The following is a 19,492-nucleotide window of genomic DNA, read 5'->3' on the forward strand; positions in this document are numbered from 1 at the left end:
CTACTGCGACGCCGGCCGGGCGCGGCCCCTGCCCGGGGCACCGGTGTGACGGCGGCAGTCCGCGTCGTGCCGCGCGCCGAGCGAGGTCCACCACTGTTCGCAGCAGTCCTCGGGCAGCGGGACGCGGGCGGCGGCGGGGCGGGCGCACTCCGGGCCGTGCACGACGCCGTCGGAGTGCCGCCAGAACGCGCAGCACGGCTCCAGGCCGTGCGCGAACGGATCCCGCAGCCGCGGCCGGGCCAGCAGCTCGGACCGCTGGGCCAGGGAGACCCGGCGCCGGTGCTCGGCGCCCTCCCGGGCGGCGCACCAGGCGAACACCGCGGCGACGTACAGGCCCGGCAGGGCCAGCCAGGAGTGGCGGGTGGCCGCGTACACCGCGGCGGCGACAAGGAGCGCGGCGGCGGCACGGCAGGCGCGGGCGGTGCGCAGGCTCGGCGTCACAGGGGACTCCCGTGGGTCGGCGGGGGAGAAGGCCTCGGTCATCCGTATGCCCCCGGTTCGCCGTCGTACGTCACCCTGTCGCCTCCGGCGGATAATCCGTTGCGGTCACCCGCCGCCGTGCCCGACTCTGCTCCCCATGTCCACCGCCGACCTGCGGCCGGCCACCCTCGCCGACGCCCCCGCCATCACCGCACTCCTCAACGAGATAGACCGGATCGAGATCGGCCGCCCCGAGACCGACCAGCACACCGTCGAAGCCGACCTGAAGCACCAGCAGACCGACCTGGCCCAGGACTCCTGGCTCGCCTTCGACGACGGCCGGCTGGTCGCGTACGGGCTGCTGTGGGACGAGTCCGGCGGGGAGCGCGTCGACATCGACCACTACGTGCTGCCCGACCACCAGCGGACCGGACTGCGCATGCTCGTGGCCATGGAGGCCCGTGCCCTGGCCAAGGCACGGGCCAACGGTGCGGAGCGCGCCGTCGTCCACCTGCACCTCAACGCCACGCCCACGACCGACACCGCGCTCCTCGCCGAGCGCGGCTGGAGCGTCGTCCGCAGCCACCACGTACTGCGCCGCGCGCTGGACCCGGCGGCCGACCTCCCGCCCGAGGTCCCGGCGGGCGTGCGGGTGCGGGCGTGCGCCACGGAGGCGGACCGCGTCCGGGTCCACGAGCTGTACCAGCGGTCGTTCGCCCAGCACTTCGACTTCCAGCCGCGCCCCTACCGGCTGTGGCTCGACGACATCGACGCCGCGGGCCTCGACTGGTCCCTGGTGTGGATCGCCGGGACCGACGACCTGGGGGACGCCGGTTTCCTGCTGGCCAGGGACGACCGCGAGGCCATGGGCTGGATCCGGAGCCTCGGCGTGCTGCGCGAGGCCCGCGGCCGCGGCCTGGGCGGGTTCCTTCTGCGCCACGCCTTCGCGGCCTTCGCCGCGCGGGGCCGGGACACGGTGGGCCTCGGTGTCGACACCGCCAACGCGACGGGCGCCCCGCGGCTGTACGGCCGCAACGGCATGACGGTCCACTTCGCGGTGGACACCTGGGAGGCCGTGCTCGCCTGACGGGGCCTCACAGCACCAGCGCGAGGGCCACCGCGGCGAGCAGCGCGACGTACGTCCGGGCGTAGAGGCGGTCGGGGATGTGCGGCGGGCGCCGGCGCAGCACCGCTGTCACCGACAGGGCGCCCAGGAGCAGTGCCCCGGCCGCGCGGAGGTCGACGAGGCCCACCAGGGTCACGTGCGCGTGGGCACCGGCGGGGTCCTCGGAGCCGCCCAGGAAGACGACAGCGGCCGGGAGCGCGATCGCGAGGGCGCGCGCCTGCTCGCGGCCGTGCCGCTGCTGGGGACCGGATCGGTCAGCGAGGTCGCCGGCCGGCTCGGCTACGCCTCTCCCGCCGCGTTCACCGCCGCCTTCACCCGTACCTTCGGCATCCCGCCGTCCCGTTTCGCGCGGGGCCACCAGGGGCGCCCCCGCCGAGCGCGTTAGGAGCGCTCCTGCGCGTGGTGCCCCAGGGCGGCGCTGCGGCTGGTCGCCAGATGGTGGAGGACCAGCTCCTGGACACGGTCCACGTCGCGTGCCGCGATGGCCCGGTAGAGGGCGTCGTGTTCGAGGGCGACGGCCAGCAGGTCGTCGTGCTGGCCCAGGAGCCAGCGCAGCCGGCTGCGCAGCACCCTTTCGAGCTCGTTGAGCAGTTCGTTGGCGGCCAGCGACACGACGGTCTCGTGGAAGTCGGCGGCCGCCCGGCGGGCCCGCACCGCGTCGTCCGCGCGGGCGGCGTCGAGTTCGGCGTCCACCGTCGCGCGCAGCCGCTCCAGCCCCTCCCGAGTGTGCCGTTGGGCGGCGAGCCGGAAACCCAGGGTCTCCAGGCCCGAGCGGACCTCGTCCAGGTCGGCGATGTCGCTCGTGGTGAACTCCCGCACCACCGCCCAGCTCCGGGGCCGCGGCGTCACCAGACCCTCCGACACCAGCGTCCTGAGGGCCTCGCGGACGGGGAGCCGGCTCACGCCGAGGGACTCGGCCAGCTCCCGCTCGACCAGGCGGCTGCCCGGGGCCCGCACACCGTCGATGATCTCGTCGCGCAACCGCCGCGTGACCCGCTCGGACTCGGGCGTGAAGTCCCCTGACGCAGCCATCGCCGTCCTTCGTCTGTCATCCCGTTCCCGGCCCGCCGACCGCGCCGTGCGGAGCGGCGGTCGGGCGGCCCGTCAGAATACCCCGGGGCCCACGGACGGCCCGGGCCGGACGGGAGCGGAGGAGGGGTCAGCCCACCCGCGGGGGCCAGTTGACGATCCGCTTGGGACGCGGGCGGGCGTAGGTGCGCACCTTGGACGTGGACAGACCGAGCCTGACCAGCGACTCGGCGACGCTCACGGCGGCGGTGACCCCGTCGACCACGGGGACACCGGTACGCTCCACCACACGTTCGGCGAGGCCCGCCATGCCTCCGCAGCCCAGGCAGATGACCTCGGCACGGTCGTCCTCCACCGCGCGGGCGGCCTGCTCGGTGATGGCGTCCACGGCGGCCTGCTCGTCCCGCTCCAGCTCCAGTACGGCGAGCCCGCTGGCCCGCACCGAGGCGCACCTGGCGCTCAGTCCGGCCACCTCCAACCGCTCCTCGATCAGGGGGACCGTACGGTCGAGGGTGGTGACGACGGAGTAGCGGCGGCCCAGGTACTGCGCGGTGCTCGCGGCCGCCTCGGTGATGTCGACGACGGGCACGTCGAGCAGTTCCTGGAGTCCCTCCCGGCCGTGTTCGCCGTAACCGGCCTGGATCACCGCGTCGAAGGGATCCGGGTGGGCGCGCACGGCCTCCATCACGGCGACCGCGGCGAGGTAGCTCTCGTAGTTGCCCTCGACGGACTCCGCGCCGAAGGCCGGTGTCAGGGGCACGATCTCGGTGCCCTCGGAGGCGGCGCCGGCCGCCTGCTTGCCGATCGCGTCGGTGATGGACTGCGTGGTGTTGACGTTGACCACGAGGATGCGCATGGGTGGGCCTGGGCCTTCTGCTCGGACGGGAGAGGCACGACGGGGCGGGGCGGGAGAGGCGCGACGGGGCGGGGCCGGGGAGGCCGCGCGGGTCTATTCGGCGGCGACGGCGATGGACTCGCCGTCCACGTCGCGGATCGGCGCGGCACGGTCGGCGACGATCGCGTACAGCACCGCGGCGATGACGGCGCCGACGAACCAGGAGAACCCGGCCGCGGCGTGGAAGAAGGGCACGAGCGCGACGACGACCGCGATCGCGGCGGCGGGGACGAAGGCGGCGACCGCCCGCGGGTTGTAGCCGCGCCGGTAGTGGTACTCGGCGCCCGCGTCCTCCGTGTAGAGGGCCGGCACGTTCACGCGGGACCGCCGCAGCAGCCAGTAGTCCGCCATGATCACCCCGAACAGGGGGCCGAGCAGCGCGCCGAGACCGCCGAGGAAGTAGTTCACGACGACCGGGCTGTTGTAGAGGTTCCAGGGCGTGATCACCAGGCCGAGGACCGCGCTCACCAGACCCGCGCGGCGGAAGTCGAGCCGGTGCGGGAAGAGGTCGACCAGGGCGTAGATCGGCGCGACGAAGTTGGCCAGCAGGTTCACCGCCACCGTGAGGGCGATGAGACACAGCGAGGCGACGGCCAGCAGGAACATGTTGGGGATGGTCCTGACGATGTCCGTCGGACTGGTGATCACGTGCCCGTCGAGGGTGAACTGGGCTCCGCTGAGCACCGCCACGATGACGGCGAAGAAGAGCATGTTCACCGGGATGCCGATCACGTTGCCCCGGACGATGGAGCGGCGGCTGCGCGCGGACCGGGTGAAGTCGCAGAAGTTCAGCACGAAGGTCCCGTAGATCACCACCCAGAGGGCGGCGGCCTGGAGCACCTGGAGCCACATCGCGCCGCCGGTGAGCGGATCGTCGACCGACACGGAGACCGACCCGTCGGCCCGGACGAACATCCACACCGCGAGGGCGCACATCGTCAGCAGGGTGGTGGGCGCGGCGAACGCCATGTACCGCCGGATCATCTGCATCCCGTAGCTGACGATGAGCACCTGGAGGGCCCACAGCGCGAGGAAGGTGATCCAGCCGAGCGTCGACTGGCCGAGCAGGGAGTCCGTGTCCAGGGAGGCCAGGGAGGGGAACATGGCCACCAGGAGGGCGCTCAGCACGGCCGACGCGAGATAGGTCTGGATACCAAACCAGGCGATGGCCACGGCCCCGCGCACGACGGCCGGGATCTTCGCTCCCCGGATGCCGAAGGCGATGCGGCTCATCACGGGGAACGGGACGCCCGTCTTGTGGCCCATGAATCCGGAGAGCGTGAGCAGGAGGAAGAGCAGGACCGAGGCGAGCGCGAAGGCGGCGAGGATGCCCCACACGTTCAGCCCCAGGGCGAACAGGCCGATGGCGAAGGCGTAGTTGCCCAGGCTGTGCACGTCGTTGGCCCAGAGCGTGAAGACGTTGTAGGCGCCCCAGCGGCGGCCCTCCCGTTTCGTCGGGGCCAGGTCGTAGGTGTAGAGGCCGGAGCTGGTGGCGGTGCCGTCGGTCCGGGCGGACGGACGGCGGTCTTCCAGGGCAGTCATACGGGACTCCTGGGATCAGGTGCGGGGAGTTGGAGGGTTCCACAAAGCGGAAGCGGCTTTCCGGTGCACAGAACGTAGTTTTCGCCAAACCGCACCGTCAAGAGGTCTGCGGCAAATGGAATACCATTTTTGGCCCTGTTGACAGGCCTGTGGGCCGTCCCTACCCTGACGCCCCGTCATTACATCGATGTAAAGGCCTCGGGAGAGGACCCCCACGTGCTTCCCAGCCCCTCGCACCGTCTCCGCGCCCGCCTCGGCCCGCTCCTCGCCGCCCTTCTCGGGCTGGTCGTGAGCCTGCTTCCCGCGGTCACCACACCCGCGGCCGCGGCGGCGACCGCGTCCGCACCGCGTGCCCACGCCGCGGCGTCCGGCGCCTTCCGCAACCCCCTGAACAGCGGGCCCGACCCCTTCATGACGCACTGGAAGGGCGACTACTACCTCACCACCACCCAGGGCGGCAGCATCAGAATGTGGCGCTCCCCGTCGCTGGGCACCCTGCTCGCCGCGGACCCGGTCACCGTGTGGACCGACACCGACCCGTCCCGCAACCGCAACATCTGGGCCCCGGAGTTCTACCGGTTCGGCGACCACTGGTACCTCTACTACACGGCCGACGACGGCGTCGACGACCACCACCGGCTGTACGTCCTGGAGTCGGAGCGCGACGATCCCACCGGCCCCTACCACTTCAAGGCGAAGCTCGCCCCGCCCAACCACGCGGACGACTTCGCCATCGACGCGGGCATCCTCCGGCTCGGCGGGCGGCTCTACCTCGCCTACAGCGGCATCAACCAGTACCAGCACAACGGGCTCAACATCGCCCCGATGGCCAACCCGTACACCGTCTCCGGGAACGCGGTCGCGATCGACGCGGCGGGCGGCTGCCCCGAGGTGCGGGAGGGGCCCGAGTTCCTCTACCGGAGCGGCCGGGTCTGGATGACGTACTCCACCTGCGACACGGGCAAGCCGGACTACCAGGTCTGGATGATGTCGATGCCGCTGGACGCCGACCCGCTGGTGCCGGGCAACTGGCACCAGCACCAGGGCCCGGTGTTCTCCCGGGCCGACGACCGGGGCGTCTTCGGGCCGGGCCACCACGCCTTCTTCACGTCGCCCGACGGCACCGAGGACTGGATCGTCTACCACGCCAAGACCACGTCGGTGAACACCTACACCAACCGCACCACCCGGGCGCAGAAGTTCACCTGGCGGGCCGACGGCACCCCCGACTTCGGCCGGCCGCTGGCCATGGGCGCCACCCATGACCTGCCCTCCGGCGATCCCGGCTCGGGCAACCACTGGATCAACGACGACGGCCGCTCCAGCGGCACCGGGAGCGTCACCTACACCGGCGCCTGGAACTCCGGCACCGGCTGCGCCACGCAGTGCTTCTGGAGCGACGACCACTGGAGCGACCGGGCCGGTGCCACGGCCACCTTCTCCTTCACCGGCACCCGGATCGCGCTGCTCTCCGTCAAGGACACCGGCAACGGCTACGCGGCCGTCAGCATCGACGGCGGTCCCGAGCAGCGGGTGGACTTCCACCATTCGATCCGCGTCGGTGAGGCGGTGCAGTACGTCAGCCCACGGCTCGCGAACGGCGGCCACACCCTGCGGATCCGGGTGACGGGAGAGCACAACCCCCAGTCCGGCGCGTCCTTCGTCAGCGTCGACCGGGCCGAGGTCTACACGGACTGAACGTCAGCGCCGCTCGTGGCCCTCCGTGCTCTCCCGCAGGACGAGACGGTGGGCCACGATGCGGTCCTGGGGTGCCTGCACCCCCGACACGGCACCGTCCGGCGCCGTCGCCTCCTCGATGCGGTGCTGGAGCAGTTGCACGGCGACCTTGGCCACCGCCGCCTTGTCCGGCGCCACCGTGCTCAGCGTCGGGACGCTGAACCGACCGCCCTCCACGTCGTCGAAGCCGATCACGGCGACGTCCTCGGGCACCGACACCCCGTGCTCGTGCAGGGCGCGCAGCGCGCCCAGCGCCAACTGGTCGTTGAGGCAGAGCAGCGCGTCCGGCCGGGCGCCCCGTGCGAGCGCCCGCGCCACGGCCCGGGCGCCGTCGGGCATCCGGAAGGAGCCGACGGGCAGCAGAGCGGCCGGATCGTAGGCGATGCCCGCCTCCGCCAGGGCGGCACGGTAGCCCCGGGTGCGGGCCTGCGCCGTTCCCAGACCCGAGTCGTCGCGCCCTCCGACGGCGAGGACGGTGCGCCGCCCCAGCCCGATCAGATGGCGGGTCGCCTCGCGTGCGGCCCTCTCGTTGTCGATGGCCACATGGTCGGCGCCCTCCTCCAGCAGCTCCCCGAGCAGCACCGTGGGCGGGAAGCCCGTACGGTCCCGCAGGTCGTCGGCGGTCAGCGCCAGCGGGCTGAGGATGATCCCGTCCACGAAGGTGGACCCGAACCCGGCCAGCGCCGCCAGCTCGTGGTCGCGGTCCGCCCCGGACTGGTGGATCAGCACCGTCAGAGACCGCTCCTCGGCCTCGCGGATGACATGCCGGGCCAGCTCCGCGAAGTACGGTATGTCCAGTTCCGGGACGACGAGCGCGATGATGCCGGTTCTGCCCTTGCGCAGATGACGGCCCGCCAGGTTGACCCGGTAGCCGAGGTGTTCGATGGCCTCGCGCACCACCCGCCTGGTCCGGTCGGAGACATGGGCGTAGTCGTTGATGACATTGGACACCGTCTTCTCCGAAACGCCCGCATGACGTGCGACGTCCTTGATCCTGGGCCGTGCCACCGAGACCTCCCTGCCTCTTTCGCGCTGCCCGAGTCTATGTCCCGGCGCGGGGAGGGCTTCGGCGCAGGTCCACTTCCGTTCAGCTCTTTACAGCCAATGTACATCGATGTAAAAACAAGCCACCGCATGAGCTCCGGCCGTCGAAAGGTCCGCGATGAGTTCCCGTTTGCCCGCCCAGGGGGTGCCGGCCGTGTCCGACCCGGTCCGCCGCCCCAGCCGCCGCCGGATACTGCGTCACGCCGTGGCAGGGGCGGGAGCCCTGCTCGCCGCGGGCCCGCTGTCCGGCTGCGCGTCACCGGCCTCGGCCTCCGGGGCGTCCGCGCTGAGCGTCTGGGACCTCTTCCAGGGCGGCGACGGCATGCTCATGGACGACATGATCGAGGCCGTGTCCAAGGGGGCCGGGGGAGCCGAGGGCTTCGAGATCGACCGGACGATCCTGGACTGGGGCCCGTCCTACTACACCAAGCTCGCCATGTCCGCGGCCGGCGGCCGGGCCTCCGACGTGGCTGCCATGCACCTGTCCCGGTTGGCGGGCTACGCCCCCGGCGGTCTGGTGGACGCCTTCGACCTGGACCTGCTCGCCGAGTACGGCGTCACGGAGAAGGACTTCACCCCGGCCGTGTGGTCACGCACCCGGCACGAGGGGACCGTCTACGCGATCCCGCTGGACGTCCACCCCTTCATCGTGTTCTACGACAAGAAGGCGGCGGAGAAGGCCGGACTCCTGGACACCGCCGGCGAACTGGCCCCCATGGGGTCCCCCGAGGCCCTGCTGGAAGCGGGCAAGGCCCTCGCCGAGGCGACCGGCGAGTCGGGCATCCTGTTCGGCCACGTCACCGACACGGCCCAGAACTGGCGCCTGTTCGCCGGGCTCTACGCGCAGACCGGCGCCGCCTTCGACCTGCCGGACGGCGGCCCCCCGAAGATCGACGTCGATGCCGCCGTACGCGTCGTCACCCTCATGACGCGGCTCTTCGACGGGAAGACCAACCCCAACAACCTGGACTACAACGGCGCGCTGGCCGCCTTCAGCAGCGGACGCGGCGGCATGGCGATGCTCGGCGAGTGGGAGCTGCCGACGCTGAAGAAGTCCGGCATGGAGCTGGGCGCCGCGCCGTTCCCGCAGGTCTTCGAGAAGCCGGCCGTCTACACCGACAGCCACAGCTTCGTCCTCCCGCACCAGGACAGCCCCGACCCGGCCCGGCGCCGCGAGGCCCACCGGTACGTCGCGCGGATACTCAGGCAGAGCCTCACCTGGGCGAGCGCCGGACACATCCCCGCCTACCAGCCCGTCCTCGCGGAGCCCGAGTACGCGGCACTCGACCCCCAGTCCTCCTACGCCGACGCCGCCGAGGTGGCGGTGCTCGACCCGCCCAACTGGTTCGCGGGCGCCGGTTCCAACTTCCAGAACCGGATGTGCCAGCCGCTCCAGTCGGCGCTGCTGGGCGACACCACCCCCGAGAAGGCGGTGCGGCAGATGGTCCGCGAGGCGGACACGCTGCTGCGGCAGCCCAACCCGGTGGCCTGACCAGCGAAAGGAGTGACCGACGTGACCACCACCGCACCACTCGGCGCCGAGGAACGGACCGCCCCGCCCGCTGTTCCCCCGGGCGGCCGCCGCTCCGTCCTCGGCCGCATACGCACCGGCAACGGGCTCGTGTTCGTCCTGCCGTTCCTGCTCGTGTTCGGCCTCTTCATGGTCTGGCCGATCGTGCAGGGGCTCTGGATGAGCTTCACCGACAGCTCGCTCGCCCTGCGCGACACGAGCTTCGTCGGCTTCGACAACTACACCGAGGCCTTCGGCGACCCGGACGTGTGGAGCAGCCTCGGCAACACCGTCTTCTTCACCGTCGTCTCCAGCGTCCCGCTGGTGCTGGTGGCGCTCGCGATGGCCCTGCTGGTGCACAGCGGACTCGCCGGGCAGTGGGCGTGGCGCCTGTCGTTCTTCGCGCCCTACCTGCTGCCCGTGACCGTCGTGACCATGATCTGGACCTGGCTCTACCAGCCCGAACTGGGCATGGCCAACCAGCTCCTGGACACCCTCGGCATGGCGCCGGTCGGCTGGCTGTCCGACGAGTCCGTCGCCATGTGGTCGGTGGCCGCCCTCACCGTCTGGTGGACGGTCGGCTTCAACTTCCTGCTCTACCTCGCGGCTCTCCAGTCCCTGCCCACCACCTTCGACGAGGCGGCGGCCCTCGACGGGGCCGGCGCCTGGCGCCGCCTGTGGTCCATCACCCTGCCCCAACTGCGCAGGACCACGGGCCTGGTGGCCATGCTCCAGGTGCTGGCCTCCCTCAAGGTGTTCGACCAGATCTACATCCTCACCAAGGGCGGGCCCAACGGCTCCACCCGGCCGGTCCTCGAGTACGTCTACGACGTCGGCTTCACCGGCTACCGCCTCGGCTACGCCTCCGCGGTCTCGTACCTCTTCTTCGCCCTGATCGTCCTCGTCTCGCTCGTGCAGCTCCGCCTCTTCCGCCGGGAGGACTGACCGTGTCCGCAACCGCCACCACCCTCCGCCCCCGGCGCCGTCCACCCCGCGAAGCGGCCGGCTCGCCCCTGCTCCTCGGCCACGGAAAGCTGCCCCGCGTCCTGGCCGGGACCGCGCTCGTCGTCCTCGCCGTCCTCTGGCTGCTGCCGTTCGTCTGGGCGGTCATCACCTCGGTGCAGAGCGAGGAGGACATCAACACCACGGGGCTGTCCCCGTTCAAGGGCGCCTTCACCCTGGACGCCTACCAGCAGATACTGGAACGCGGCAACGTCACCGTCTGGGCCTTCAACAGCTTCCTGATCTCGGCTCTGGTCACGTTGATCACCGTGGCGGTGTCCACCCTCGCCGCGTACGGCTTCTCCCGCGGCACCTTCCGCGGCCGCCGGGGGCTGCTCGGTGTCACCGTCGCTGCCATCATGGTCCCGCCGCAACTGCTCGTGGTGCCGCTGTTCGACCAGATGACCCTGTTCAACCTGGTCGACACCTATGCGGCGGTCATCCTGCCCCAGGTCGTCGCACCGATGATGGTCTTCATCCTCAAGCGGTTCTTCGACGCCGTCCCGAGGGAACTGGAGGAGGCGGCCCGCATCGACGGCGCCTCCGAGTTCCGGGTCTTCCGGTCGATCGTGCTGCCGCTCTCCCGGCCGATCGTGGCCGCGGTGGCGATCTTCGTCTTCATCGGCGCCTGGAACAACTTCATGTGGCCGTTCATCGTCACCAACGACCCCGACCTGATGACCCTCCCGGTGGGCCTGGCCACGGTGAAGGACGCCTACGGCATCCAGTACGCGCAGTCCATGGCCTCCGCCCTGCTGGCCGCGCTGCCGCTGATCGTCGTCTTCCTCCTCTTCCAGCGCCGCATCGTCAACTCCGTCGCCACCACCGGCCTCGGCGGTTCCTGACCCTTCACAGCTGTACCCACGGGCTCGGCGTTCGCGCGCCCGGCCCACCGATCGACTGGAGCATGTGTGCCCACTCACTCCGTACCGCGCCCGGAGTACCCGCGACCGCAGTTCACGCGCCGCGACTGGCTCAACCTGAACGGCGCCTGGCAGTTCGAGACCGACCGGGGGGACAGCGGCCTCGAACGCGGTCTGCTCGACCGCGAGCTGCGCGAGGAGATCCTCGTCCCCTTCCCGCCCGAGTCCGAGCTGTCCGGCATCGGCGACACCGACTTCCTGGAGGCCGTCTGGTACCGGCGGGCCCTCACCCTCCCGGCCGCCTGGGCCGGACGCCGCGTACTGCTGCACTTCGGCGCCGTCGACCACGACACCACCGTGTGGGCCGACGGAAGGGAGGTCGCCCGGCACCGCGGCGGCTTCACGCCCTTCACCGCCGACCTCGGCGACATCGCCGGGGCGGGGGAGGAGGTCGTGATCACCGTCCGGGCCCGCGACCCCAAGTCCGGGCCGCAGGCCCGCGGCAAGCAGGCGATCAAGTACGCCAACCACGACTGCAACTACACCCGCGTGACCGGCATCTGGCAGACCGTGTGGCTGGAGCCCGTCCCCGAGACGCACCTGCGCCGCCCCCGCATCACCCCCGACCTGGCCGGCTCCGCCTTCCACCTCGAACTGCCCCTGTCCGGCAACCGCCCGGGGCACCGGGTCCGCGCCGTCCTCGGCGACGCCGACGGCGAGGTGAGCCGCGCCGAGGCCCGCGCCGACCTCGACCTCGCCCCGCGCCTGCACCTGCCGGTCCCGGACGACCGGCGGCGCGAGTGGGGACCCGAGGACCCGCACCTGTACGACCTGCGCCTCGAACTCCTCGACGCCGCGGGACAGGTGGTCGACAGCGCCGAGAGCTACGCCGGACTGCGCGCCGTGGGCCTGCGCGGCAAGGCCGTCCTGCTCAACGGCCGCCCGGTCTTCCAGCGCCTCGTCCTCGACCAGGGCTGGTACCCGGACGGGCTGATGACCGCCCCCACCGACGAGGCCCTGGTCAAGGACATCGAGCTGGCCATGGCGGCCGGCTTCAACGGCGCCCGGCTGCACCAGAAGGTCTTCGAGGAGCGCTTCCTCCACCACGCCGACCGCCTCGGCTACCTGGTCTGGGGCGAGTTCGGCGACTGGGGCTGCGAGACGGGCGGCTCCTCGGGCGACAACCAGAAGCCCGACGCCTCCTACGTCGCCCAGTGGCTGGAGGCGCTGGAGCGCGACTACTCGCACCCCTCGATCATCGGCTGGTGCCCACTCAACGAGACCTACCAGAAGCTGCACGACCGGATCACCCAGCTCGACGACGTGACCCGGGCGATGTTCCTGGCCACCAAGGCCATGGACACCACCCGCCCGGTCGTCGACGCGTCCGGCTACGCCCACCGGGTCGCCGAGACCGACATCTACGACTCCCACAACTACGAGCAGGACCCCGCCGCCTTCCGGCAGCTGATGTCCGGCCTGGCCAAGGACGCGCCGTTCGTCAACGCCCACGAGAGCGGCGCCGCCTACTCCCAGCCCTACCGGGGCCAGCCGTACTTCGTCAGCGAGTTCGGCGGCATCTGGTGGGACCCCGAGGCGGCCGCCGACCGCTCCGGCGAGGACCGCACCCTCTCCTGGGGCTACGGCGAACGCGTGTGCAACGAGGACGAGTTCCACGAGCGGTTCGCCGGCCTCACCGAGGTCCTGCTCGGCGACCGTGACATGTTCGGCTACTGCTACACCCAGTTGACCGACGTCTTCCAGGAGCAGAACGGCATCTACCGCTTCGACCGGGGCGAGAAGCTCGACATCGCCCGGGTCCGCGCCGCCCAGCTGCGCCCGGCGGCCATCGAGCGGCCGGAGGCGTAGCCCGCGCGGGGGCCGGAGGCGAAAAGTGCCGCCTCCGGCCCCCGTGCGCGCGGATCAGAAGGGCCGGTCGCCCTCGACGGCGACGCGTTCGGCGACCCGACGCTCGGACCCGTAGTCACCCACCGCGTAGTGCTGGGTGGCCCGGTTGTCCCAGAAGGCGACGTCGCCGGGCTGCCAGCGCCAGCGGACCTGGTACTCGGGCACGTGCGCCTGCTGGAAGAGGAACCGCAGCAGCCGGTCGCTCTCGTCGCGGTCCATGCCGGTGATACGGGTGGTGAACGAGACGTTGACGAAGAGCATGCGCCGCCCCGTCTCCGGGTGGGTGCGCACGACGGGATGCTCCACGGGCGGGAGGAGGTCCTGGTGCGGCAGCAGCCGCTCGGGTCCGTAGAACCGCGCGAAGCCGGGGACGAAGTCGTGGACGGCCAGGGCGCCGTCGATGCGCTCCCTCACCTCTCGGGGCAGGTTGTCGTAGGCCGCGGCCATGTCCGCCCACATGGTGTCGCCGCCGAACGGCGGCACCTCGCGCAGTTGCAGCACCGCGCCGAGCGCGGGCCGTTCGCGGAAGGTGACGTCCGTGTGCCACACGTTCTCGTACGTCGGCACGGCCTCGTCGCCCTTGTCGAACCGGACGACGTCGTCGCTGGAACCTGCGGTGAGCAGCGGGTTGGTCTCCAGCGCTCCCCAGTTGCGTGCGAAGTCGCGCTGCTGGTCGGAAGTGAGGTGCGCGCCGCGGAAGAACAGCACCTTCCACTCCAGCAGGGCGCGGTTCAACTCCTCGCGCAGGGCGGGCGGGAGCGGGCGGGAGAGGTCGGCTCCGCGGATCTCCGCGCCGATGGTGCGAGCCTGAGGGACGACCTCGAAGTGCTCGTAGGGCCGTTCCTCCCAGCCCTCGGGCAGCCGGCGCAGCGTGCGCCGGCCCTCGTACATTCCGTCCCCCGGGATGCGTGCTTCCCGCAGGACGGTGCTCGGACCGACGGACGTGACGGACATGGGAGTCCTCCCCTTGTATGACGGTACGCGTGCAATCCGGCCCGGGCGCGGCACGAGGCCACGCCGAACGGCCGGGGAACGGAGGGTGCTACGGGTGCTCCGGGCCGTGGACCGGAGGGAATGCCGACGGGCTACGACGCGACGGGCGTCGGACGGTCGGTGCGGAGAAGGCCGTTAAAGGCCGGAACGCTCACAGCCGGTCCGCTCGGGCACGCGGGGACACTCCGCCGTGGTGCCGAACCGGTATGTGGTCATGGAGCCGATTGTGTGATCTTTCCGCGCCCGTGTCAATGGGATCACGCAGCCAGGGGAGCGAACGGGAGCAGTTCGTCCCCCTCCGGCCGGACGACGCCGTAGCTGCCCTCGGGCACCTTGTTCCACACGCCGGGCAGGTCGCCCAGGGGCTCCGACACGATCAGACGGGTGCTGTCGGACGCCTCCTTGAGGAAGGGCAGTCCGGGATGCAGCGCGCGCAGGCTCTCCACCCGGCTGCTGTAGTAGAGCGACCGCGACTGGGCCTGGCTGGAGTAGCGGAAGGCCCACAGCCGGCGCCCGTCGGTGACGGCGACCGTCATCTGCAGGGGGAACTCCACGCCGTGTTCATGGCCGATCTCCTCCACCAGTCCGGCCATCCGGGCCACGGCGGCGGGAGGGTCGTCCTCCAGGCCGAGCGTGAGCGCCAGGTAGAACATCATCTCCGAGTCCGTCGATCCCTCGATGTCGAGGAAGAGCCGCGGATCGACGGCCAGCGCGAGGTCCCGGCGCAGCCGGTGGAACTCGGCGATCGCGCCGTTGTGCATCCACATCCACCGGCCGTGGCGGAACGGATGGCAGTTGGTCTGCTGCACCGGGCTGCCCGTCGACGCCCGGATGTGCGCGAAGAACAGGGGTGAGCGGACATGGCTCGCGATCTCCCGCAGATTGCGGTTGCTCCAGGCCGGTCCGACCTCCCGGACGATGGCGGGGGTATGCATCTCCGGCCCGAACCAGCCGACGCCGAACCCGTCACCGTTGGTCGTCTCGACGCCCATGCGGGCGTGCAGGCTCTGGTCGATGAGTGAGTGCTCGGGCTGGTAGAGCAGGGACTCCAGAAGGACGGGTGTCCCCGAGTAGGCGAGCCATCGGCACATCGCTCCGTCGCCTCCCTGGTGGTCTGCCGTGCCCCGGACGTCAGTCGACCGGCCAGGTGTGGACCGGGGCGTTGAGGTGCATGTAGTCCATGTACTGCTGGGTCATCCGGCGCAGCGCCTCGTGGCGGCCCGGCCGGACACCGGCGTCGATGTGGTGGAACATCTCCTTCTGCCACACCGCGCCGTTGCGGCCGGTGACGCACCGCTGCTCGATGATGCCGAGCAGCGGCTCCCGCCAGGCCGAGTCCATGCCCGACAGCTCCAGGCCCCGGTGCGCCAGCGGCAGCAGCCGGCGCAGGACCAGTTCGGGCACCGTCACCTCGCCCACGCCGGGCCAGTACAGGTGTGCCTCGATGCCGTGCCGGGCGGCGGTGTGCAGGTTGTCCTCGGCCACCGAGAAGGACATCCGCGACCACACCGGCCGCTCCTCCTCCACCAGGGCACGGGTGAGCCCGTAGTAGAAGGCGCCGTTGGCGAGGGTGTCGGCGACGGTCGGGCCGGCCGGCAGGACGCGGTTCTCGACGCGGACGTGCGGCTTGTCGTGGGCGACGGCGTAGACGGGCCGGTTCCAGCGGTAGATGGTGCCGTTGTGGAGGGTGAGTTCGCCCAGTTCCGGGATGTCGCCGCGGTCGAGGGTCTCGGCGGGATCCTGCTCGTCGCACAGCGGCAGCAGCGCCGGGAAGTAGCGGAGGTTCTCCTCGAACAGGTCGAAGACGCTGTTGATCCAGCGCTCCCCGAACCACACCCGCGGCCTGACCCCCTGGGCCTTGATCTCCTGCGGCCGGGTGTCGGTGGCCTGCTCGAACAGCGGGATGCGGCTCTCGTGCCACAGTTCCTTGCCGAGCAGGAAGGGCGAGTTGGCCGCGAGGGCGACCTGGACACCGGCGACGGCCTGGGCCGCGTTCCAGTAGTCGGGGAACTCCTCCGGGGCGACCTGGAGGTGGAACTGGGTGCTGGTGCAGGCGGCCTCGGGCGTGATCGTGTCCGCGTAGGTCCGCAGGCGGTCGACGCCGTCCACCTCGATGTGCAGGTCCTCGCCCCGGGCGGCGAACACCTGGTCGTTGAGCAGCCGGTAGCGAGGATTCTCCGACAGGGCCGCCTCGCCCACGTCCGACTGGCGCAGCGTGGGCAGGGTGCCGACCATGATCAGATGGGCGCCGACCGACGCGGCGCGGTCCTCGGCGTGGTTCAGGGCGGCGCGGATCTCCGTCTCCCAGGCGTCGGGGCCGCCCGCCGTCAGCTGCCGGGGCGGTATGTTGATCTCCAGGTTGAACCGGCCCAGCTCGGTGGACCAGGCGGGATCCGCGATCGCTTCGAGGGCGTCGCTGTTGCGCATCGCCGGTTCGCCCCGGTCGTCGACCAGGTTCAGCTCGATCTCCAGGCCGACCTGGGGCCGCTCGGTCTCGAACCGGGACTCGCGCAGCATCTGCGCGAAGGCCTCCAGGCACTCCTGCATCTTGATCCGGTAGCGGCGGCGGTCCTCGCGGGTGAAGACCAGCGCCGGGACGTCCCGTCCCATCGGTCCTCCCGGGGTTGCCTTCCTCGGACGCTCCTCCACCCCAGCGTCGCACCACCCGGCGCACCCCACCAGACGGGACGGAACGGGGCCCGCCGCACGGTGTGCGACGGGCCCCGCGGGGTTCAGGTCCGCGTAGGGCCGATCAGGCCCTACAGCTTGCCGGACGCGCGTACCTTGATCTCCTTGGAGGTCTTGCCCGCGGGCGAGGAGCCGTAGCCCTCGATCTTGTCGACCACGTCCGTGCCCTCGACGACCTTGCCGAAGACGACGTGCTTGCCGTCCAGCCACGAGGTGACGACGGTGGTGATGAAGAACTGCGAGCCGTTGGTGTTCGGGCCCGCGTTCGCCATGGACAGGAGGTACGGCTCGGTGTGCTTCAGCTGGAAGTTCTCGTCCGCGAACTTCTCGCCGTAGATGCTCTTGCCCCCGGTGCCGTTGCCGTTGGTGAAGTCACCGCCCTGGAGCATGAACTGCGGGATCACACGGTGGAACGGGGAACCGGCGTAGCCGAAGCCGTGCTCGCCGGTGGCCAGCTCGATGAAGTTCCTGGCGGTCTTGGGGGTGACGTCCTCGAAGAGTTCGAAGACGATGCGGCCCGCATCCTGGCCGGCGATGTCGATGTCGAAGTAAACCTTGGAATTGCTCATCGCACCATTGTGACCTGTGACCCCCGGTGATGCCGAACCGGCTGCCCGTTCAGCGTGTGGCGAGCAGCCCGAGGGTGTCGATCACGCGGTTGGAGAAGCCCCACTCGTTGTCGTACCAGGCGACCACCTTGATGTGACGGCCCTCCACACGGGTCAGCGCCGAGTCGAAGATCGACGAGGCCGGGTTGCCGGTGATGTCGGACGAGACCAGCGGGTCCTCCGAGTACTCCAGCACACCGGCGAGCGGGCCCTCGGCGGCGGCGCGGTAGGCGGCCAGCACGTCCTCGCGCGTCACGTCGCGGGCGACGGTGGTGTTCAGCTCGACGATCGAACCCACCGGGACCGGCACGCGGATCGAGTCGCCCGACAGCTTGCCGTCCAGGCCCGGCAGCACCAGGCCGATCGCCTTGGCGGCGCCCGTCGTGGTCGGCACGATGTTCACCCCGGCGGCGCGGGCGCGGCGCGGATCGCGGTGCGGGCCGTCCTGGAGGTTCTGCTCCTGCGTGTAGGCGTGCACCGTCGTCATGAAGCCGTGCTCGATGCCGGCCAGCTCGTCCAGCACCGCGGCCAGCGGCGCGAGGGCGTTGGTGGTGCAGGAGGCGTTGGAGACGATCGTGTGTGCGGCCGGGTCGTAGGCGTCGGTGTTCACGCCGTACGCGAGCGTCACGTCGGCACCGCTCGACGGCGCGCTGACCAGGACCTTCCGCGCGCCCGCGGTGAGGTGGGCGCGGGCGGCGTCGGCCGAGGTGAAGCGGCCGGTCGCCTCCAGCACGAGGTCGACGCCCAGCTCGGCCCAGGGCAGCCGGGCCGGCTCGCGCTCGGCGAGCACCTTGATGCGGTGCCCGTCGACGACCAGGGTGTCCCCGTCGACCGTCACCGGGCGGCCGAGCCGGCCGGCCGTCGAGTCGAAGGCGAGCAGACGGGCCAGGGTGGCGGGCTCCGTGAGGTCGTTGACGGCGACGACCTCGAGCTTCGTGTCGCGTTCGAGCAGTGCGCGCAGCACGTTGCGCCCGATGCGGCCGAATCCGTTGATGCCGATGCGAGTCATGAGTGGTGTGTCCCTTCGTTTCGCCACCAGGTCCTTCGCCACCAGGCTCGCGCACGCCGGGTACCGGTGGCAGCGGCGTGAGTGCCACGGTTCGAAAGGATCACGCCAGGCGGCGGGGTCCGCGCGCCGCCCGGCTACTCGCCCCGGGCGAAGGTACGCCGGTACTCGCTGGGTGTGGTGCCGAGGATGCGCTGGAAGTGCAGCCGCAGGTTGGCGCCGGTGCCGAGGCCCACGTCGGCGGCGATCTGCTCGACGCCGCGCTCGGAGCGTTCGAGCAGCTCACGGGCCCGGTCGATACGGGCCCGCATGATCCATTGCATGGGGGTGTATCCGGTGTCCTCGACGAAGCGCCGGGAGAGGGTGCGCGCCGACACCGCCGCGTGCCGGGCCAGTGCCTCCAGGGTGAGCGGCTCACCGAGCCGGCGCAGTGCCCACTCGCGGGTGGCGGCGAACCGCTCGCCGAGCGGCTCCGGAACGCTGCGCGGCACGTACTGGGCCTGACCGCCGCTGCGGTAGGGGGCCGCCACCAGGCGCCGGGCCGCGTGGTTCGACGCGGCCACCCCGAGGTCGCCGCGCAGGATGTGCAGGCACAGGTCGATGCCGGAGGCGGCGCCCGCGGACGTGAGGACGCTGCCCTCGTCCACGAACAGCACGTTCTCGTCGACCCGCACGTCCGGGTGCTTCGCCGCGAGCGCCCGGGTGTAGTGCCAGTGGGTGGTGGCCCGCCTGCCGTCGAGCAGGCCCGTGGCGGCGAGCGCGAACGCGCCGGTGGAGATGGCGGCGAGCCGCGCGCCCCGGTCGTGGGCCGCCGTCAGCGCGTCGAGGACGGTCCGCGGCGGGTCCTCGACGTCGGGGGAGCGGTAACCGGGGAGGAAGACCACGTCGGCCCACGCCAGGGTGTCGAGGCCGTGGGCGACGTGGTACGACAGGCCGTCACCGCCGGTCACCAGGCCGGGCGCCGCGCCGCACACCCGTACCTCGTACGGCATGCTCGCGCGCGTCGTGAAGACCTGCGCCGGAATGCCGACGTCGAGGGGTTTCGCGCCCTCCAGGACGAGGACGGCTACGCGGCGCAGGCGGGAGGACGGCACGGGAAGAGCGTACGCGGGGAGTGACCG

The 19,492-nt window shown here is 71.5% G+C and carries 18 protein-coding genes and 1 pseudogene; 7 read left to right on the top strand and 12 right to left on the bottom strand.

Translation table 11 applies throughout. From position 1 onward, the window contains the following. Complete coding sequence (locus C4J65_RS33405; RefSeq protein ID WP_115746766.1) at positions 1-441, bottom strand: hypothetical protein; 441 nt, start codon at positions 439-441, stop codon at positions 1-3. 136 nt (positions 442-577) lie between these two features. Here C4J65_RS33405 and C4J65_RS33410 point away from each other — a divergent pair, with 136 nt between their 5' ends. Next, positions 578-1,507: a GNAT family N-acetyltransferase gene (locus C4J65_RS33410; RefSeq protein WP_115745801.1), complete on the top strand. Its 930-nt coding sequence runs from the start codon at positions 578-580 to the stop codon at positions 1,505-1,507. A gap of 7 nt (positions 1,508-1,514) precedes the next feature. On the opposite strand, the gene C4J65_RS33415 is transcribed toward C4J65_RS33410, so the two are convergent. Beyond that, on the bottom strand, positions 1,515-1,682 hold the full coding sequence (locus C4J65_RS33415; protein WP_275898179.1) for a hypothetical protein: 168 nt from the start codon (positions 1,680-1,682) through the stop codon (positions 1,515-1,517). A gap of 75 nt (positions 1,683-1,757) precedes the next feature. Between C4J65_RS33415 and C4J65_RS33420 the strand changes: the two are divergent. After that, positions 1,758-1,931 (top strand): annotated as a pseudogene (locus tag C4J65_RS33420) (AraC family transcriptional regulator); the annotation flags it as partial. On the opposite strand, the gene C4J65_RS33425 reads toward C4J65_RS33420, so the two are convergent. The 3 genes from C4J65_RS33425 to C4J65_RS33435 all read right to left on the bottom strand — a co-directional run bounded on the left by C4J65_RS33425 (position 1,928) and on the right by C4J65_RS33435 (position 5,012). After that, positions 1,928-2,578, bottom strand: coding sequence for a GntR family transcriptional regulator (locus C4J65_RS33425; protein ID WP_115745802.1), 651 nt, complete (start codon positions 2,576-2,578; stop codon positions 1,928-1,930). The pseudogene C4J65_RS33420 and the gene C4J65_RS33425 overlap by 4 nt on opposite strands. A gap of 127 nt (positions 2,579-2,705) precedes the next feature. Further along, the gene (locus C4J65_RS33430) at positions 2,706-3,431 is read right to left on the bottom strand and encodes an aspartate/glutamate racemase family protein (protein ID WP_115745803.1); all 726 of its coding nucleotides are present in this window, start codon (positions 3,429-3,431) and stop codon (positions 2,706-2,708) included. A gap of 93 nt (positions 3,432-3,524) precedes the next feature. After that, entirely contained in the window at positions 3,525-5,012 is a 1,488-nt protein-coding gene (locus C4J65_RS33435; RefSeq protein WP_115745804.1) for an NCS1 family nucleobase:cation symporter-1, read from the bottom strand. A 216-nt stretch (positions 5,013-5,228) separates the two neighbouring features. Here C4J65_RS33435 and C4J65_RS33440 point away from each other — a divergent pair, with 216 nt between their 5' ends. Next, positions 5,229-6,710: a family 43 glycosylhydrolase gene (locus C4J65_RS33440; RefSeq protein ID WP_115745805.1), complete on the top strand. Its 1,482-nt coding sequence runs from the start codon at positions 5,229-5,231 to the stop codon at positions 6,708-6,710. A gap of 3 nt (positions 6,711-6,713) precedes the next feature. On the opposite strand, the gene C4J65_RS33445 is transcribed toward C4J65_RS33440, so the two are convergent. Further along, a complete protein-coding gene (locus tag C4J65_RS33445) occupies positions 6,714-7,757 on the bottom strand; it encodes a LacI family DNA-binding transcriptional regulator (protein WP_115745806.1) in 1,044 nt (347 codons plus the stop codon). Between the two features lie 154 nt (positions 7,758-7,911). Here C4J65_RS33445 and C4J65_RS33450 point away from each other — a divergent pair, with 154 nt between their 5' ends. From C4J65_RS33450 to C4J65_RS33465, 4 genes are all read left to right on the top strand, one after another. Then, positions 7,912-9,285 carry an extracellular solute-binding protein gene (locus tag C4J65_RS33450; protein WP_205351110.1) on the top strand — a complete coding sequence of 458 codons (1,374 nt, stop codon included), beginning with the start codon at positions 7,912-7,914 and terminating at the stop codon, positions 9,283-9,285. A gap of 21 nt (positions 9,286-9,306) precedes the next feature. Next, positions 9,307-10,248, top strand: a complete 942-nt coding sequence (locus C4J65_RS33455) for a sugar ABC transporter permease (RefSeq protein WP_162833472.1) — start codon at positions 9,307-9,309, stop codon at positions 10,246-10,248. 2 nt (positions 10,249-10,250) lie between these two features. Then, positions 10,251-11,150: a carbohydrate ABC transporter permease gene (locus C4J65_RS33460; RefSeq protein WP_115745808.1), complete on the top strand. Its 900-nt coding sequence runs from the start codon at positions 10,251-10,253 to the stop codon at positions 11,148-11,150. Positions 11,151-11,216: 66 nt separating this feature from the next. After that, positions 11,217-13,037 (top strand): sugar-binding domain-containing protein, encoded by a 1,821-nt coding sequence (locus C4J65_RS33465; protein WP_115745809.1) that lies wholly within the window; start codon positions 11,217-11,219, stop codon positions 13,035-13,037. A gap of 54 nt (positions 13,038-13,091) precedes the next feature. On the opposite strand, the gene C4J65_RS33470 is transcribed toward C4J65_RS33465, so the two are convergent. The 6 genes from C4J65_RS33470 to C4J65_RS33495 form a co-directional block, all read right to left on the bottom strand. Next, positions 13,092-14,030, bottom strand: a complete 939-nt coding sequence (locus C4J65_RS33470; protein WP_115745810.1) for a TauD/TfdA family dioxygenase — start codon at positions 14,028-14,030, stop codon at positions 13,092-13,094. Between the two features lie 296 nt (positions 14,031-14,326). Beyond that, positions 14,327-15,160, bottom strand: coding sequence for a class II glutamine amidotransferase (locus C4J65_RS33475; RefSeq protein ID WP_115745811.1), 834 nt, complete (start codon positions 15,158-15,160; stop codon positions 14,327-14,329). A gap of 40 nt (positions 15,161-15,200) precedes the next feature. Then, entirely contained in the window at positions 15,201-16,679 is a 1,479-nt protein-coding gene (locus tag C4J65_RS33480) for a glutamate-cysteine ligase family protein (RefSeq protein ID WP_115745812.1), read from the bottom strand. A gap of 149 nt (positions 16,680-16,828) precedes the next feature. Next, complete coding sequence (locus tag C4J65_RS33485; protein ID WP_115745813.1) at positions 16,829-17,326, bottom strand: peptidylprolyl isomerase; 498 nt, start codon at positions 17,324-17,326, stop codon at positions 16,829-16,831. Between the two features lie 49 nt (positions 17,327-17,375). Beyond that, complete coding sequence (gene gap / locus C4J65_RS33490) at positions 17,376-18,374, bottom strand: type I glyceraldehyde-3-phosphate dehydrogenase (protein WP_115745814.1); 999 nt, start codon at positions 18,372-18,374, stop codon at positions 17,376-17,378. Positions 18,375-18,508: 134 nt separating this feature from the next. Next, the gene (locus C4J65_RS33495; protein ID WP_115745815.1) at positions 18,509-19,465 is read right to left on the bottom strand and encodes a helix-turn-helix domain-containing protein; all 957 of its coding nucleotides are present in this window, start codon (positions 19,463-19,465) and stop codon (positions 18,509-18,511) included. Between the last annotated feature and the right edge of the window lie 27 nt (positions 19,466-19,492).

The sequence above is a fragment of the Streptomyces sp. CB09001 genome, assembly GCF_003369795.1.
In the GTDB taxonomy this organism is placed as follows: Bacteria; Actinomycetota; Actinomycetes; order Streptomycetales; family Streptomycetaceae; genus Streptomyces.

Excerpts from the sequence above, each read along its gene's own strand:
- C4J65_RS33410 (WP_115745801.1), top strand. The coding sequence starts at position 578 with ATGTCCACCGCCGACCTGCGGCCGGCCACCCTCGCCGACGCCCCCGCC.
- C4J65_RS33425 (WP_115745802.1), bottom strand. The coding sequence starts at position 2,578 with ATGGCTGCGTCAGGGGACTTCACGCCCGAGTCCGAGCGGGTCACGCGG.
- C4J65_RS33430 (WP_115745803.1), bottom strand. The coding sequence starts at position 3,431 with ATGCGCATCCTCGTGGTCAACGTCAACACCACGCAGTCCATCACCGAC.
- C4J65_RS33435 (WP_115745804.1), bottom strand. The coding sequence starts at position 5,012 with ATGACTGCCCTGGAAGACCGCCGTCCGTCCGCCCGGACCGACGGCACC.
- C4J65_RS33450 (WP_205351110.1), top strand. The coding sequence starts at position 7,912 with ATGAGTTCCCGTTTGCCCGCCCAGGGGGTGCCGGCCGTGTCCGACCCG.
- C4J65_RS33470 (WP_115745810.1), bottom strand. The coding sequence starts at position 14,030 with ATGTCCGTCACGTCCGTCGGTCCGAGCACCGTCCTGCGGGAAGCACGC.
- C4J65_RS33475 (WP_115745811.1), bottom strand. The coding sequence starts at position 15,160 with ATGTGCCGATGGCTCGCCTACTCGGGGACACCCGTCCTTCTGGAGTCC.
- C4J65_RS33480 (WP_115745812.1), bottom strand. The coding sequence starts at position 16,679 with ATGGGACGGGACGTCCCGGCGCTGGTCTTCACCCGCGAGGACCGCCGC.
- C4J65_RS33485 (WP_115745813.1), bottom strand. The coding sequence starts at position 17,326 with ATGAGCAATTCCAAGGTTTACTTCGACATCGACATCGCCGGCCAGGAT.
- gap (WP_115745814.1), bottom strand. The coding sequence starts at position 18,374 with ATGACTCGCATCGGCATCAACGGATTCGGCCGCATCGGGCGCAACGTG.